The 15,274-nt window shown below is 69.6% G+C and carries 13 protein-coding genes; 8 read left to right on the top strand and 5 right to left on the bottom strand.

Features of this window, described 5'->3' with window-relative positions:
• Positions 1 to 35: 35 nt before the first annotated feature.
• The 4 genes from ftsZ to IFJ75_RS02580 all read left to right on the top strand — a co-directional run bounded on the left by ftsZ (position 36) and on the right by IFJ75_RS02580 (position 4,563).
• On the top strand, positions 36 to 1,634 hold the full coding sequence (ftsZ, locus tag IFJ75_RS02565) for a cell division protein FtsZ (RefSeq protein WP_207871006.1): 1,599 nt from the start codon (positions 36 to 38) through the stop codon (positions 1,632 to 1,634).
• Between the two features lie 200 nt (positions 1,635 to 1,834).
• Complete coding sequence (gene lpxC, locus IFJ75_RS02570; RefSeq protein WP_207871007.1) at positions 1,835 to 2,734, top strand: UDP-3-O-acyl-N-acetylglucosamine deacetylase; 900 nt, start codon at positions 1,835 to 1,837, stop codon at positions 2,732 to 2,734.
• 126 nt (positions 2,735 to 2,860) lie between these two features.
• The gene (locus tag IFJ75_RS02575) at positions 2,861 to 3,691 is read left to right on the top strand and encodes an FkbM family methyltransferase (protein WP_207871008.1); all 831 of its coding nucleotides are present in this window, start codon (positions 2,861 to 2,863) and stop codon (positions 3,689 to 3,691) included.
• Positions 3,688 to 4,563: an FkbM family methyltransferase gene (locus tag IFJ75_RS02580; protein ID WP_207871009.1), complete on the top strand. Its 876-nt coding sequence runs from the start codon at positions 3,688 to 3,690 to the stop codon at positions 4,561 to 4,563. Before IFJ75_RS02575 ends, IFJ75_RS02580 begins: the two co-directional genes overlap by 4 nt.
• A gap of 3 nt (positions 4,564 to 4,566) precedes the next feature.
• Here IFJ75_RS02580 and IFJ75_RS02585 read toward each other — a convergent pair whose 3' ends face one another.
• A complete protein-coding gene (locus IFJ75_RS02585) occupies positions 4,567 to 4,953 on the bottom strand; it encodes a DUF1801 domain-containing protein (protein ID WP_207871010.1) in 387 nt (128 codons plus the stop codon).
• A 176-nt stretch (positions 4,954 to 5,129) separates the two neighbouring features.
• A complete protein-coding gene (locus IFJ75_RS02590) occupies positions 5,130 to 6,413 on the bottom strand; it encodes a lipopolysaccharide biosynthesis protein (protein WP_207871011.1) in 1,284 nt (427 codons plus the stop codon).
• Between the two features lie 150 nt (positions 6,414 to 6,563).
• On the opposite strand from IFJ75_RS02590, the gene IFJ75_RS02595 reads away from it, so the two are divergent.
• From IFJ75_RS02595 to IFJ75_RS02610, 4 genes are read left to right on the top strand one after another with little or no spacing between them, the layout of a single operon-like run.
• Positions 6,564 to 8,618 (top strand): GumC family protein, encoded by a 2,055-nt coding sequence (locus IFJ75_RS02595; RefSeq protein WP_207871012.1) that lies wholly within the window; start codon positions 6,564 to 6,566, stop codon positions 8,616 to 8,618.
• The gene (locus IFJ75_RS02600; RefSeq protein WP_207871013.1) at positions 8,609 to 9,313 is read left to right on the top strand and encodes a polysaccharide biosynthesis/export family protein; all 705 of its coding nucleotides are present in this window, start codon (positions 8,609 to 8,611) and stop codon (positions 9,311 to 9,313) included. The genes IFJ75_RS02595 and IFJ75_RS02600 overlap by 10 nt, the downstream gene beginning before the upstream one ends.
• Entirely contained in the window at positions 9,310 to 10,089 is a 780-nt protein-coding gene (locus IFJ75_RS02605) for a WecB/TagA/CpsF family glycosyltransferase (protein WP_207871014.1), read from the top strand. The genes IFJ75_RS02600 and IFJ75_RS02605 overlap by 4 nt, the downstream gene beginning before the upstream one ends.
• Positions 10,086 to 11,372 carry a hypothetical protein gene (locus tag IFJ75_RS02610; protein ID WP_207871015.1) on the top strand — a complete coding sequence of 429 codons (1,287 nt, stop codon included), beginning with the start codon at positions 10,086 to 10,088 and terminating at the stop codon, positions 11,370 to 11,372. Before IFJ75_RS02605 ends, IFJ75_RS02610 begins: the two co-directional genes overlap by 4 nt.
• On the opposite strand, the gene IFJ75_RS02615 is transcribed toward IFJ75_RS02610, so the two are convergent.
• From IFJ75_RS02615 to IFJ75_RS02625, 3 genes are all read right to left on the bottom strand, one after another.
• Positions 11,329 to 12,816, bottom strand: coding sequence for an exopolysaccharide biosynthesis polyprenyl glycosylphosphotransferase (locus IFJ75_RS02615; RefSeq protein WP_207871016.1), 1,488 nt, complete (start codon positions 12,814 to 12,816; stop codon positions 11,329 to 11,331). The two genes, IFJ75_RS02610 and IFJ75_RS02615, sit on opposite strands and share 44 nt — an antisense overlap.
• 11 nt (positions 12,817 to 12,827) lie before the next feature.
• Positions 12,828 to 13,928 (bottom strand): acyltransferase family protein, encoded by a 1,101-nt coding sequence (locus tag IFJ75_RS02620; RefSeq protein ID WP_207871017.1) that lies wholly within the window; start codon positions 13,926 to 13,928, stop codon positions 12,828 to 12,830.
• A gap of 89 nt (positions 13,929 to 14,017) precedes the next feature.
• On the bottom strand, positions 14,018 to 15,235 hold the full coding sequence (locus IFJ75_RS02625; RefSeq protein ID WP_207871018.1) for an SAM-dependent methyltransferase: 1,218 nt from the start codon (positions 15,233 to 15,235) through the stop codon (positions 14,018 to 14,020).
• Positions 15,236 to 15,274: the final 39 nt, after the last annotated feature.

The following is a 15,274-nucleotide window of genomic DNA, read 5'->3' on the forward strand; positions in this document are numbered from 1 at the left end:
TTCAGGGGGCAGGGTCGGAAGGTCGGAAAAAGAACATGTCTACTCTCTCGTTGGTGCGGCCTCAGGCCACGGAACTGAAACCCCGGATCGTCGTCTTCGGCGTCGGCGGCGCAGGCGGCAATGCGGTCAACAACATGATCGACGCCGGCCTCGAAGGCGTTGAATTCGTCGTGGCCAACACCGACGCCCAGCACCTGTCCTTCGCCAAGACCGACCGCCGCATCCAACTGGGTGAGACGATCACCCAGGGCCTCGGCGCCGGCGCCCACCCCGAAGTCGGCATGAACGCCGCCGAGGAAAGCGCCGACGAGATCCACGCGCACCTGGACGGCGCGCACATGGTGTTCATCACCGCCGGCATGGGCGGCGGCACCGGCACCGGCGCCGCCCCGATCATCGCCAAATGCGCCCGCGACCGCGGCATCCTGACCGTCGGCGTCGTGACCAAGCCCTTCACCTTCGAAGGCCGCCACCGCATGCGTCTGGCCGATGCGGGCATCGCCGAGCTGCAACGCTACGTCGACACCCTGATCGTCATTCCGAACCAGAACCTGTTCCGCGTCGCCAACGAGCGGACCACCTTCGCCGACGCCTTCGGCATGGCCGACCAGGTCCTGCACTCGGGCGTGCGCTCGATCACCGACCTGATGATCCTGCCGGGCCTGATCAACCTCGACTTCGCCGACGTCCGCGCCGTCATGTCCGAAATGGGCAAGGCGATGATGGGCACGGGCGAGGCCACCGGCGACGACCGCGCCCTGCTGGCCGCCCAGAACGCCATCGCCAACCCCCTGCTGGACGAGACCAGCCTGAAGGGCGCCAAGGCCGTGCTGGTCAACATCACCGGCGGTCTGGACATGACCCTGCTGGAAGTCGACGAGGCCGCCAACGCCATCTCTGCCGAGGTGGACGGCGACGCCAACATCATCTTCGGCGCGGCCTTCGACCCGGCCCTGGACGGCAAGATCCGCGTCTCGGTCGTGGCCACCGGCATGGACGAGGGCGTCGCCGCCCGCATCGAGCCGACCGCCGCCCCGACCTTCGCCGACACCCGCCGCCCGGCCGCCCCCTATGCCGCCAGCCGCGCCGAGCCGGTCCGCCACGAACCCGTTCGTGAGCCGGTGCGTGAGCCTGTCCGCTCCGAGGCCTATCGTGCGCCCGAGCCCGCGCCCGTCGTTCCCAGCTTTCAGTCGACGGCTTCGGCCGTAGCCCCGACTGCTGCGCGCGCGCCCGAGCCGACCCCCGCGCCCGCTCCCGAGCCGGTGATCCACCACGTCGCCGAGGAACGCACCCTGGCGCCGATCGTCGATCCCTGGGTCGAGGAGTTCGAATCCGACCGCACCCGCCGTCCGGCCGTCTCGGCTCAGGCCGACCAGGGCGACCTCTATATGGAGCGCTCGCAACCGGCCGCCGAGCCCGACTACGCCGAACCGGCCTATGACGACCGCGATCACCGCAAGAGCGGCTGGAGCCTGTTCGGCTCCAAGAAGCCCGCCCGTCCTCAGCCGACCTATGTGCAGCAGCCGGCCCCGCAGATGCGCTCGAACGCCTCGGCCCAGCCGATGCCCGAGCCGCAACCGGCCGCCGAGGACGATCTTGAAATCCCTTCGTTTCTGAGGCGTCTGGCCAACTGAAGGGCTGCCCCCAAAAGCGACTGACCTGACGAACGCCCCGGAGACATCCGGGGCGTTCTGCATTTCGGCGTTCTGTTAACCACGGAAACAATCCGAAACTCGAGTTTCGTTTAACGCTTGCGAGACGTCCTTTAAACAGATCGATGACCCGGACCGTCTTGCGTCCAGGTCTGGGGCCTTCCTGAAACGAGTCACCGCCTTTGCCGCCACGCCATGATCATCGCGAACGGACGATCGTCGCCCCCGCCATTATCGCGGGCGTCGGCGTTCACACCGGTGAGCGCGTGCGCCTGGCCATCCGTCCGGCCGCGCCTGGCGTGGGCATCGTCTTCGTCCGCACCGACATCACCGACCGCGACAACCGGATCCCGGTCTCGGGCGACGCCGTCATCGACGCCCGCCTGAACACCATGATCGAGAACGCCGAGGGCGTTCGTCTGTCGACGATCGAGCACCTGATGGCCGCCTTCGCGGCGCTGGGCATCTCCAACGCCGTGGTCGAGGTCGACGGGCCCGAGCTGCCGATCCTGGACGGTTCGGCCCTGCAGTTCGTCCAGCTGCTGGACCGCGCCGGCTTCCGCCGTCAGTCGACCCCGGTCCGCTATATCGAGATCCTGGAGCCGATCCGCGTCACGGAAGGCGACAAGACTGCGGCCCTGCTGCCCTGCGACCGCTATGAGATGCGGTTCGAGATCGACTTCGACAATGCCGTCATCGGCAATCAGGTGGTGGACTTCGTCGTCGACGAGGAAACCTTCCGCACCGAGATCATGGCCGCCCGCACCTTCGGCTTCGCCCATGAGGTCGACGCCCTGCGCAAGGCGGGTCTGGCCCGCGGCGGTTCGCTGGAAAACGCGGTCGTCATCGACGGCGACGAGATCCTGAACCCGGGCGGCCTGCGGATGGAACGCGAGTTCGTCCGGCACAAGGCCCTGGACGCCATCGGCGACCTGTACGTCCTCGGCGCGCCCCTGCTGGGCCGCTATGAAGGCTACAAGGCCGGTCACGCCGTCAACAACCTGCTGGTCCGCGCCCTGCTGGCCAATCCGCAGAGCTGGCGCGAAGTCGTCCGCGTGCCGGAGCTGGCCGAGGTCGGCTGATCCGGCCGGGTTCGCCCGTCCTCCCTTCATCACCACCATAGTTCCCTGCCGCCGCGCGCACGCGTCCCCGCACAACCTATGGTTAAACTTCCGCGTGTATGACTTCGTCAGTCACGAGGGAGCGAGATGTACCGCAAGGCCGTCAGGACAGCGCAGAACTGGTTTCCGGGACTGAGGGAAGCCAAGAACCGATTCTACCATTGGTCGCGTTCGACCTTCGGGCTGCTGCATGATCGGGACTTCGCCCTGGTGGGGCGGTTGCCGGTGCGGGCGGACGACCTGTTTCTCGACATCGGAGCCAACCGGGGCCAGAGCATCCTGTCGCTGAAGCGGGTGCGGCCCGAGGCGGCCGTCGTGTCGTTCGAGCCCAATCCGGCCATGTTCCGCTGGCTGGTGGCCCGGTTCGGCGGGCGGGCGGGAGTGCGGCTGGTCAATGTCGGCCTCGGGCGGCGGGCGGAGCGGCGCACCCTCTATACGCCGCGCTACGGCGGCTTCGCCTATGACGGGCTGGCGACGTTTTCGGCGGCGGCGGCGCGGGCCTATCTGTCGCCGGAGACCCTCTATGGCTTCGATCCGGCCAAACTGACCGTCGACGAGGCCGAGTGCGAGACCCGCACCCTCGATTCCTTCGACCTGAAGCCGACCTTCATCAAGATCGACGTCGAGGGGCTGGAGCACGAGGTTCTGGCCGGCGCCGCCTTCACCCTGATCGCCCATGAGCCGGTGCTGATGGTCGAGCGGTTTCACGACAATCCGACGCTGGAGCCGATGCTGGCCTCGCTCGGCTATGTCGAGGTGCGGCCGGACGCGAAGGGCTTCGCGCGCGGCCATACCGACAGCGAGAACATGATCTGCATGACGCCCCGACGGCTGGCCGAGATCCAGGCCGCGCTCAGAGTTGCGGCTGAGGCAGGGCAAGGGCGGGCTGGCCCGTCCAGACTGGAGCTTGTTCGATGAGCCTGATGCGACGGGTGCGCAAACTGACCTCGCAACCGGCGTTCCGCGCGGAGCCTGCCCGGGTGCTGGCGCGGGCGGGGATGCTGGCCGCCTCGGTGGCCATGGGGCGGGGCGCCGCCTTCGACCTGACCCGCAAGGGCGGGGAGCGGATGCGCACCCCGGCGGACCTGAAATACACCTCCATCACCGCCTTCCTGCTGCGCGACTGGGTCGAACCCGAGTTGCGCGAGCTGGACCGGCTGCTGCGGCCCGGCGACGTCTTCATCGATGTGGGCGCCAATATCGGCCTCTACGCCCTGAAGGCGGCGCGGCTCGTCGGGCCGACTGGGCGTGTGCTGGCGCTGGAGCCGGGCAAGGCGGCGTTCGGGCACCTGACCTCCAACCTCGCCATGAACGCCTATCCGTGGGCCAAGCCGCTCAAGCTGGCGGCCTCGGACCGGGACGGGGAGGCGGTCCTGCATCACGTGCCGCTGGGCGACGACCCCCAGGCCTTCTCCCTGATCGCCAATGCGAAGACGAGCGACGGCGAGACGGTGCGGACCCTGACCCTGGACAGTCTGGTCGCGCTGGAGAACCTTTGGCGCATCGACCTGATCAAGATCGACGTCGAGGGCGCCGAGCCCATGGTCATCGCCGGCGCCACGCGGACCCTCGCCCGACTGCGGCCGGCGGTCATCTTCGAATGCAATGCCTGGATCAACGCCGGCGGGGCTTCGGGCGCGGCCGGCGAGACCTGGGACATGCTGGCGGAGGCGAACTACCGCTTCTTCCGCCTGAAGGACGGGCTGTTTCGCGAGATCGCGACGTCGCCCGCCGACTTCTGCAATGTGCTGGCCGTACACCGGGATGAACGGCCGCCGTTCGACCGGTGAGGCCTACTTCTTCTTCGCCGGCTTGGACTGGTTCAGGGCGATAGCCGCGCGGACCAGGGCCTTGAACGCATCGGCGTCGATGACCGCGCCTTCGGGAATGTCGATGGCGCGGCGGACGTTGCCTTCGAGGCTCGCGTTGAAAAGGCCGGTCGGGTCGGGAAGGGCGGCGCCCTTGGCGAAGGTCAGCTTGACCACGGCCTTGTAGGTCTCGCCGGTGCAGATCATGCCGTCGCGATACCAGACCGGGACGCCGCGCCATTTCCAGTCCTCGGTGATGTCCGGATCGGCTTCGAGGATCAGGGCGCGGCAGCGGGCCAAGGTCTCGCCCCGCCAGTCGCTCAGGGCCGCGATACGGCCGTCGATGAGTTCGGAGGGAGTTGGGGCGGTCATCCGGGCCAGGCTCGCAGTCTGATGATTTCAGAACCTTATCTCACGCCGCTCATCCCGGCGAATGCCGGGATCCAGATTCAAATGTGGCGTCTGAAGTCCGGCGAGATGGACGCCTTGCGGCGGGCAGGGGTCTGGATCTGGGTCCCGGCATTCGCCGGGATGAGCGGTAGAGGGGGCTACACCTGCGGCAGCCTTCGTCGAGCCGTGACGGCGAGGGCGACGGCGCCGCCGATCCAGATCGTCGCACTGGCCAGAGCCGCCCCGACCGCGCCCCACGGCGGAATGGCGGCGAGGCAGAGGATGGTGCAGAACGCCAGCTGCCACAGGCTGAGCCGGCGGAGGATCCCCCCCTCTCCGGCCATGGCCAGAAGGACGTCGCGCGAGGGCAGGAGGCAGAAGATCAGCTGGCCGCAGAGCAGGATCAGAAGCACCGGCACGCCCAGCGCCGCCTCGACGTCCAGCAGGGCCAAAACGGGGGCGGCACCGACCGCCATGACCGCGATCAGAGGCAGGCAGAAGGCCAGGGTAAGGCGGCGGTTGTGGCGCACGGCGGCCCTGAGCGCGGACCAGTCGGCGAGGCGATAGTGGCGGGCGAACACCGGGGCCGACAGGGCGCCGAGGCTGAGGACCACAGTGGTCACCAGCATGGACAGGCGGCTGCACAGGCTGAAGACGCTGACGGAAACCGGGTCGGCCAGGGCGCCGAGGATCAGGACCGGCAGGCTGAGCAGACTGGCCTGCGAAACCTCGACCACCAGCAGGGGCCGGGCGCCGTGCCAGAGGCTCGGCAGAGCTTCAGTAGGCGGGGTCCAGCCGGGCGGTGTGGTCAATCGCCGCCGCTCGCCGAGTATGCACCCGAGACCCAGCAGGACGCACAGGCCGAAGGCGGCGGCATAGGCGATCAGCAGTCGGGCCAGGTCGCCGGCGCCCAGCATCAGGGCCGTCAGACTGAGCGTCGGGGCCAGGGCGTTCATGACCAACTGCCCCGCCGCCCCCCGCTCCAGCCCGATCAGGGCATAGGCGAGGGCGTAGGCCAGGTTCTGCAGCGGGACGATCAGGGCCGCGAGCCGCAGCGCCGCGACCATGTCCGGCTGGCGCAGCAGGTCGTGGGCGACGACGGGGGCGGCGAGGAAGAGCAGAGCCCCCGCCGCCGCGCTGGCGGCCCCGATGGCGGCGGATCCGGTCAGCATGGCGCGCCCGGCCGCGGCCCCGTCGCCGACGGCCAGCTCGGCTGCGACATGGCGGGTCAGGGGGCGCTCGAGTCCCAACCGGGCGACCGTCGAGACGATGTGCACGACGCTCAGCGCGAGGAAAAAGCGTCCTGCATCGTGCCCGCCCAGCGCCCGGGCCGCCAGGGCGTAGAGGCCGAATTTGGCCGCCGCCTCCAGCGCCCGTGCGCCCAGCGACAGGACGAGGTGGACCCGGGCGCGTGTCACGAGAGGCAGGGTGGTCGCGGTCACGAGCGAAGGCTCCGGCGGCTGGATGCAACTCGTTTACCTTCTCGATGCTACCAGAACGTGTATCAATGAGTCGTCCGCAACCGGGCGACGATCCGGGGTTGGGTCTTGGTCGCAGCGGCTGGAACGTGGACGGAGGACGTCGTGTGGGGTGTGGGGCCACAGGGCCTGCACGGCGCCTGGTCCCTGCGCGACGGTCTGACCCATCTGTTCCGCGAAGGACGGCTGGTGCTGGCCTGTCTGGCCGGAGGGCTGGCGCTGGGGCTGGTCGTCGCGCTCGTGACCCCGCCCCGGTTCACGGCCGAGAGCCTGCTGCTGCTGCGCGTCGGGGCGACCGAGGCCGCGCAGGAGGGGCTGAACGGCCCCCAGGCCTTTCAGGGGGCGGAGGCCGTGCAGCGGGTGCTGCAGTCCGACGCCCGCATCCTGCACAGCGAGCCGGTGATCCGCGCGGCGCTGGAGGCGACCGACGGAACCACCCAACCCTCCGCCCGCGCCATGGCCAAATTCTCCAGGGCGCTCAAGGTCGAGGTCGATCCCGGCACCAACATCCTGCGCGTGGCCTTCGCCGACCCGGACCGGGCGCGGGCGCTGCGGGCGGTTCAGGCCGTGGTCGACGGCTATGTGGCGCGCCGCGCCGGCCTCTATGTCAACGGGGCGCGGGCGCGGCAGGATCAGGAGATCGACCGCTATGTCGCCGCCCTGAAGGCCACCGAGGCCGACATCCAGACGGTGCGCGCCGATCACGGGGTTCTGGACGTCGAGACCGACATCCGGCTGGCGTCGGACCGGCTGGACGGGCTGAGCCAGAGGGCGGCCCAGACGCGCGAACGGCTGGGCGTGGTCCGGGCCGAACTGGCGGCGACGGGCAGGACACTGGCCGCCACGGCGGACCGGGTTCTGGACAGTCAGGAACGCACCAATTCGACGCCCAATGACGAGGCGCGCAATACCCTGCTGCGGCTCCGGCAGGAGCGAGCCCATGTGGCGGGCCAGTATGCCGCCGACTGGCCCGGCCTGATCGAGCTGGACGCCAAGATCGCCGCCGCCCAGGCCCAGATCATCGAGAACGCCCAGGACATCCGTTTCTCCGACCGTACGGTGCGCAATCCGGTCGCCGACATGCTGGCCCAGCGCCGCGCGGCCCTGAGCGTCGAACAGGCGGCCCTGACGCGGCAGTCATCCGAGCTGGCGGTTCAGGTGGCGGCGGCCGAGGCGCGGGTGCGCGACCTGGCCCAGGCCGAGATGCGGCTGCACGATCTGGAGCGCAGCCGTGGCGCCGCGGAGACCATCTATCGCACCCTTCTGGTCAGCCGCGCGGGCTCCTCGCTGGAGGATCAGGCGGTCGACGATCACAATACGACCCTGCGGATCGTCCAGCCGCCGACGGCGCCGATGGCCGGGCGGGAGCTGAGGCCGGCGCTGGTGCTGGCGGGACTATTCGCCGGTCTGGCGGCGGCGGCGGTCGCGGTGACCCTGGCCGTGGTTCTGCGCCAGACCTTCGTCACCCCGGACGAGGCCGAGGGGGCGCTGCGCCTGCCCGGGCTGATGATCTTCGAGAGCGAGGCGGCCGATCCAGGCTCGCCCGAGGGCCAGGCGGCGGTGCGGAGGCTGGCCTCCCTGCTGACCGAAGGCGGAGACGGGCGGCCGGCGCGGGTGGTCCAGATCGTCGGCGAAGGCCCACAGAAGAGCCGCATCGGCCTCGCCCTGGCCCAGGCCCTGGCCACCTCGGGACGGCGCGAGGCCGTGCTGCTGCTGGATCTGGATGCGGCGGACCACTACCGACGCAAGGCCTCGGCGACGACCCTGCGCCGGCTGCCGATCGGCCCGCATCATCTGGACGTGGCCCGCTCCAGCCTGCCGGGCCTGTGGGTCGCGACCGGAGAGGCCCCATTGGCAGAGGGGGGGAGCCTGAACGTCGTGGGCGGCGTCACCGCCGCGGAGGCGGCGCCCGAGATGCTGATGGAAGTCCTACGCGGCGCCTTCGGCCGGATCGTCGTGGTCGGCCGCACCGATGTGGAGGCGCCCGACGCCCGCCGTCTGCATCCGCTGGTCGATGCGACGGTGATGCTGATCGCGGCCGAACGCACCCGGGGGCCTGTAGCTTTCAGGATGCGCGAGGCGGTGCTGGCGGCGGGCGGCGACCTCCTGGGCTTCGTCTTCACCGGCCGCCGCAAACATATTCCGGAGGCGATCTACCGATGGCTTTGAAACGACTTCTGCCGCTGCTGCTTCTGGGGGCCTGCGGCACGACACAGGACATCCGTCCCGTCGAGCGGGAGCCGCAGGGCTTCGCGCCCTGGAGCGAGTCGGCGCCCGGCTATCGGCTCGGCGTCGGCGATCGGCTGAAGATCGACTTCCTGATGACGCCCGAGATGGGACAGGAGGCGGCGGTCGAGCCCGACGGCTTCATCAGCCTGAGGGCGACGGGCCGGGTCGAGGCCCAGAATCGCACGGCCGCCGAGCTTCAGGCCGCGGTCGCCGCCGCCGCCGAACCCCGTCTGCGCCACCCGGTCGTGACCCTGTCGGTGACCGAGGCCCGGGCGGCGCGGATCATCGTCGGCGGGGCTGTGTCGCGGCCGGGCGTCTATCCCCTGCCGGCGCGGGCCTCGACGCTGGAGGCGGTGATGCTGGCCGGCGGCTTCAGCTCCGAGAGCCGGATGGATCAGGTGGTGATCATCCGCCAGAGGCCCGACGGAGCGCCGATGCTGAGAACCGTCGATCTGCGCCGCTTTGTCTCGAACGGCGCGCCCGGCGAGAGCCTGATGCTGGCCTCTGAGGACATCGTCTTCGTGCCGCGCAGCCGCGTCGCCGAGGTCAATCTATGGATCGACCAGTACGTCAACCGGATGCTGCCGTTCAGCCGCAACGTCTCCTACGCCAACAGTCTGGAGGGGGTGCGATGAGCGATCTGCCCCGCCGCCGCTTCCTCGGCGTCGCCTTCACCCCCCTGACGCTGGAGGCGGCGACCCGGGCGGTGGCGGACCGGCCCGAGACCGCGCCTTTCGCCTTCGTGGTCACACCCAACGCCCAGCATGTGGTCGCCGCCTATTCGGGCGAGGCGCGGTTTCGCGGGCCGCAGGGGGCGGCCTGGATGGTGCTGAACGACAGCCGGATCCTGAGGCTGCTGTCGCTGGGGCTGTTCGGACGGGACTTTCCGCTGGCGGCGGGCAGCGACCTGACCGCGCGTCTGTTCGAACTGGGCGTGCCCTGGGACGCGCGTGTGACCCTGATCGGCGGCGACGCCGAGGTCGAGGCGCGGCTGCGCAGCCAGTTCGGCCTGAGCCGCATCGCCCGGTTTACCCCGTCGTTCGGCTTCTGGCGCGATCCGGCGGAGGTGGAGCAGTGCCTGCGCTTCGTGCTCGACCATCCGGCCCGCTATGTCTTCCTGATCGCCGGGGCGCCGCAGAGCGAGATGCTGGCCCTGCGCCTGACGCAGATGGAGGGGATCAGCGGCGTCGGCCTGTGCGTCGGCAGCGCCCTCAACTTCCTGACCGGGCGGGTGAAGCGAGCGCCCTGGTGGGTGCGGGCGGCGACGCTGGAGTGGGCGTGGCGGCTGGCGCAGCGGCCGCGCGGTCATTTCCGCCGGGTTTTCATCGAGTCCGCCCCGATTCTGTGGATCGCGCTGAAGGAGCGGTTGAAGGCGGGACGCGAGGCCGGGACCGGACCCTCGCCGGCGTGAACGCGCCCTTACGCGGACGGGTGCTGGGCGTCCTTAGGGAGGGGCCCCCGCGTCCCGTCTGGCCCGGCTCATGGGGGCGCACGGCCCTGCTGGTTCTGACCCTGCCGATGTTCGCGGGCCTGTTCCAGTACGTTATCGACGCGCCGGTTCTCTACGGCCTGTCCAAAACCTGGCCGGTGCTGGTTCTGCCCCTGACCCTGATCGGGGCGCTGAAGACGAAACCCGGATATCAGCCGTTGCTGCTCGCGGCCCTCGCGTGGCTACTTGCCGTCGTTCCCTTGATCAGCATGGCCCAGCTCGGCAATGACGGCTTCGGCGCTCTGGCGACGACGGCGAAGATCTGGCCGCTGAGCGGGGCGCTGGCCGGGGCGGCGGGGCTCAATCTGCTCCGGCCATCGGGGCGCGAGCTGGCGCGTGCGGCGATGATCCTGTGCGGCCTGACCTTCGCCTTTCTGGTCGGGGCGTGGTTCCTGGCCCCGGACGCGGCCTTCAACGGCACCATCGAGACCACCAAGCTCTTCCTCACCGATATCGAGCGCGGGCGGCGGATCAATGCGCCGATGATGTTCGGCGTCCTCGGCCTGTTCGTTCTGAACCGGTCGTTCTGGTCGCGGCCGGCGACCTGGAAGCCGGTGCTGATCGGTCTGGGGCTGCTCGCCATGGTCTGTATCTACAAGCAGCGGGCCCAGATCGCCGGAACCGGACTGGTGCTGGTGCTGGGCGCGGCCCTCAGCCTGGGTCGCTGGCGGGGACCGGCCCTGATCGGACCGGCGGCGGCGGGGCTGGCGGCCCTGATCCCCGCGCTGCTCTGGCTTCAGGGCGGGGCGGCGGCCGAGGGGCTGGGCGGCTCCCTGACCATGCGCCAGACGGAGGCGGAAGCCGCATTGCGCTTCCTCAACGACCAGCCCTGGCGCTGGATCACCGGCGTGGGCTCGGCGACCCGGATCGGCGGGGTGACCCTGGGCGACATCGTCGGCACGCCCTTCTTCTTCCCCTCGGATCTGGGCTGGCTGGGAGTGGTGTTCGAATACGGCCTGATCGGCGCCGGGCTGATGCTGGGGCTGCATCTGTGGGCCGTGCGGCAGGCCTGGCGGGCGGCCCAAGGGGAGGGAGGCGAGGGCGGGACGCTTGAGCGGGCCCTGTTCGACTATGCCCTGTTCCTGATCGTCGTCTCGCCGATCGTGTCGGTGGTGCTGTCGCCGGGCGAGCTGGCGACGGTGCTGGCGCTGGGATGGTGGCTCAGAACACCTTCGGCCCGGCCATGTGCAGGGTCAGGGTCTTGATCATGATCCGCAGATCCAGCTGCAGCGACCAGTTGCGCATGTAGTGGAGATCCAGATCGACGCCGCGCCGGGCCTTCTCCAGCGTATCGATCCCGCCCCGCATGCCGTTGATCTGGGCCCAGCCGGTGATGCCGGGCTTGATCTGGTGGCGGGCGGCGTAGCTGCGCACCGCGTCGGAGTAAGCGCCGTCGCCGACGCGCATCCCCGAAACGTGGGGGCGGGGGCCGACGATCGACATCTCGCCGCGCAGGACATTGAGCAGCTGGGGCAGTTCGTCGATCGAGGTGCGGCGCAGGAGCGCGCCCAGCCGGGTGATGCGGGGGTTGTCGCGCACCTGTCCGCCCGCGCCGTCGTCGGCGGTGTCCACCGTCATGGTGCGGAATTTGTAGATGCTGAAGGGTCGGCCGTTGAAGCCGATCCGATCCTGGCGGAACAGGACGGGGCCGCCGCCGCAGAGCTTGAGCGCCACAGCCGCCCCGATCAGTATGGGCGACACGGCGATCAGGCCGATGGCCGCGACGGCATAGTCCTGGGCGGTCTTGACCAGTCCTTGCGTCCCACGGAACGGATGGCGGGTCAGCTGCAGGGCGGGCAGGCCGGCGACCTCGGTCAGCAGGCTGGACCGCGTCAGGAAGCCGGGATGTTCCAGCGGCGTCACCACATCGGCGGAGATCCACTGCAACTGGTCGCCGAGGGCGAAGATCCGGTCCGACTGGCTCCACGGCAGGGCCAGGACGATCAGGTCGATACGGCTGGTCTGGGCCAAGGTGCGCAGGTCGGCGATGCGGCCCACCATGGGAGAGGGGGAGCCGTCGTCGAACAGGCCGGCCAGTTCGAACTCCCGGTGCCATTCGGCCTTGCGCACATTGCGGATGACCTCGCCCGCCAGAAGGGTCGCCCCGACCACGGCGACGCGGCGGCGCAGCAGGCCCCGGCGGCGCAGGACGTCTATGCTCATCGCAGACCCGATCCGGCCCATGGTCAGCCCGGCCAGCACGCCCAGCAGCCAGACCAGCAGCCAGTGGTTGGAGTTGAGCGCCGCCGGGGCGAAGGCCCAGACGACCAGCCGGTCTGTCGCGGTCGCGGCGATCAGGCCCAGGGCGATGTCTAGCCCCTGGGACCGCACCCGGTGATAGCGCTCGACCCGATAGCCGCCCCATATCTGGACCACGGCGACGAAGACGGCGGCGCCGACGGCGGCGGCAATCAGGATCTGCAGCAGGGACAGGGGCGCCGGATGGGGTGCGTCCATCAGCCAGAAGATCAGGGTGACCCCGAGGATGGTCGCGGCGTCAGCGACCCTGACCAGCCGGTTGATCATCCCCAGCGAGACCCGGATGAACCGCGTCGAGGGGCGCACGGGGCGCCGGGCGCGCCGTCGGCGGTCGGCGGCGGGAAGGCCGTCGGCGCCGGTCAGGGCGTCGCGGAGGGGAAAGGAGGTCATGGCGCGGATCGTTATGAAACAATCAGGGGTGGTGTCGCGGGGCGGCCCGCCGTCTTCCGGGCCGGGCTGAAGGCGGCCAGCAGGGGGCGTTCGAGGGTGACGTGCAGGACCCAGCCGACGAGGGAGGTAACGACCACCCCCGCCGCCACGAACAGCCAGGGCGACAGGATGGTGAGGCCCGCCGCGCGCCAGGCCTGGGCCATGGCCGAGAGCAGCACCGGGTGGATCATGTAGAGGGGATAGGAGGCGTCGCCGATCCGCTTGAGCCAGGGCAGGGCCGGCAGTCGACCGTGCGTCTCCCAGCAGACCAGACCCGCGATCAACAGCGTCGCAGGCAGGGCGAAGGCGAGCAGTCGCGCATGGTTCTGCGGGTCGATCAGCAGGCCGCCGATAAACAGCAGCGAACAACCGGTGATGACGCCGTAGGGCCCCTGACGCTTCCAAGGCTCCGGCAGCCGCTCCAGACCCAACGCCAGCAAGATGCCCAGCGCGAACTCCAGCATGAAGGGCGAGGCGTAGAAATGGGCGATGGGCGGCAGCGGCAGCAGCGAGGCCGCGCCCAGAAGTCCGAGGAAACCCAACAGGATAGGCGCGCGTCTTCGCGCCGCCAGCGGCAGGGTCGCGGCCAGGGCCAGATAGAAGAACATCTCATAGTTCAGGGTCCAGCCTGGGATCATCACCGGCTTCAGACCCGCGCCCTCGGCCGGGTTGGGCCAGGCGACGAACAGATAGGAGGCGATGATGTGGGCCGGGTCGAACCGGGCGCTCTGCAACAGCTGCGGCGCGACCAGCAGCAGGACGACCATCAGACTGGTCAGGACCCAGTAGAGGGGCACGACCCGGATCAGCCGCTTCTTCAGGAAGGTCATGGGCGAGACCGGCCGCCGCGACAGGATCAGCCACATCACATAGCCGCTGATGATGAAGAAGACCTCGATCCCGGCCTGGAGGACGATGGTCTCCTTCAGGCCCATCTGGCCCTGGGCATGCCAGACGACGACGCCCAGCGCCGCCGCGGCGCGCAGGTACTGGACCGACACCAGTTCGGTCGGAGGCGAGCGCGATGCGCCCCCCGGCGCCCCGCCCCCCTGATCTCCGCTCAGCTCGACCATTCGCGCATCCTTCGTGATTGCACGTATAGGTTGCGTCAGAGATGTTGATTAATCGTATCGCTCCGGCTGGCGGTCGGTCGGAGCGCCCGTCAGGCCGCGGAGAGGCTCAGCTGCACCACATTGGTTCGGCCTGTCGCGAACCCGGCCTCGCAATAGGCGAGGTAGAACAGCCATTGCCGGTCGAAGACGGTGTTCATGCCGCTGTCCGCCTCGCGGAACCGGCGGGCCCACAGATGCAGGGTGCGGGCATAGTCCTGACCAAAGCGGGTGACGGCGCCGATCGTCAGGCCGTGAGGTTCGATGACGTCCTTGAGCACCGCCTCCGAAGGCAGCATCCCGCCGGGGAAGACGTATTTCTGGATGAAGTCCACGCGCCCGCGATAGCCGGCGAACAGGTCGTCGCAGATGGTGATGATCTGCAGTCCCGCCTGACCGCCCGGCTTCAGCCGGCTGCGGACGACGTCGAAATAGGTGGGCCACCACTTCTCTCCGACGGCCTCGAACATCTCGATGGAGACGACGCGATCGAAGGTCTCGGTGACATCGCGATAGTCCTGCAGCCGGATCTCGACCTTGTCCGACAGCCCCGCCTTTACCATCCGCTCGACCGCATACGCCTGCTGGGACGGCGACAGGGTCAGGCCGACGACCCGGCAGCCGATCTCGCCTGCGGCGTATTCGGCGAACCCGCCCCAGCCGCAGCCGATCTCCAGCACCGTATGTTCGGGTTTCAGGTCGATGCTTGAGGCCAGGGCGGCATACTTCTCGCGCTGGGCGGCTTCCAGCGACTGGTCGGGCCGGGTCCACAGGGCCGAGGAATAGGTCATGCTGGGGTCGAGCCAGCGCTCATAGAAGGCGTTGCCCAGGTCGTAATGGGCGATGATGTTCTTCTTCGATCCCCGCCGGGTGTTCAGCTTGCCCATCCGGTGGACGACCCAGTTGATCGCCCGGCCGACGACATTGCCGCTGGCGAACTGGTCGAGGCGCTCGAAATTGTCTGCGAAGACGGCCAGCAGGGCGGCCAGATCCGGCGTGTCCCACTCGCCCGCCATATAGCCCTCGGCCAGACCGATATCTCCGGCCGCCAGGGCCCGGCCCATCATCTTCCAGTCGTGGACGATCAGCCGGGCGGGATCGGGGGAGGGCGGGCCGAAGCGGTATTCCTGACGGTCCGGCGCCTGGATCACCAGCCCGCGCCCCTTCCAGTCCTGACCCACCTTGCCCAGCACCCAGAGCAGAAGCCTGCCGGGCCTCGGCGCGTGGATCGCGCGGACGTCGAGGCTGTCGTGGACTGTAGGGGCCGTCATGGTGATCTCCGCGCGTTCACGCGTCCGGTCGGACGGTGA

Source organism: Brevundimonas goettingensis (genome assembly GCF_017487405.1).
GTDB lineage: Bacteria > Pseudomonadota > Alphaproteobacteria > Caulobacterales > Caulobacteraceae > Brevundimonas > Brevundimonas goettingensis.

Excerpts from the sequence above, each read along its gene's own strand:
- ftsZ (WP_207871006.1), top strand. The coding sequence starts at position 36 with ATGTCTACTCTCTCGTTGGTGCGGCCTCAGGCCACGGAACTGAAACCC.
- IFJ75_RS02575 (WP_207871008.1), top strand. The coding sequence starts at position 2,861 with ATGTACCGCAAGGCCGTCAGGACAGCGCAGAACTGGTTTCCGGGACTG.
- IFJ75_RS02580 (WP_207871009.1), top strand. The coding sequence starts at position 3,688 with ATGAGCCTGATGCGACGGGTGCGCAAACTGACCTCGCAACCGGCGTTC.
- IFJ75_RS02585 (WP_207871010.1), bottom strand. The coding sequence starts at position 4,953 with ATGACCGCCCCAACTCCCTCCGAACTCATCGACGGCCGTATCGCGGCC.
- IFJ75_RS02600 (WP_207871013.1), top strand. The coding sequence starts at position 8,609 with ATGGCTTTGAAACGACTTCTGCCGCTGCTGCTTCTGGGGGCCTGCGGC.
- IFJ75_RS02605 (WP_207871014.1), top strand. The coding sequence starts at position 9,310 with ATGAGCGATCTGCCCCGCCGCCGCTTCCTCGGCGTCGCCTTCACCCCC.
- IFJ75_RS02615 (WP_207871016.1), bottom strand. The coding sequence starts at position 12,816 with ATGACCTCCTTTCCCCTCCGCGACGCCCTGACCGGCGCCGACGGCCTT.
- IFJ75_RS02620 (WP_207871017.1), bottom strand. The coding sequence starts at position 13,928 with ATGGTCGAGCTGAGCGGAGATCAGGGGGGCGGGGCGCCGGGGGGCGCA.
- IFJ75_RS02625 (WP_207871018.1), bottom strand. The coding sequence starts at position 15,235 with ATGACGGCCCCTACAGTCCACGACAGCCTCGACGTCCGCGCGATCCAC.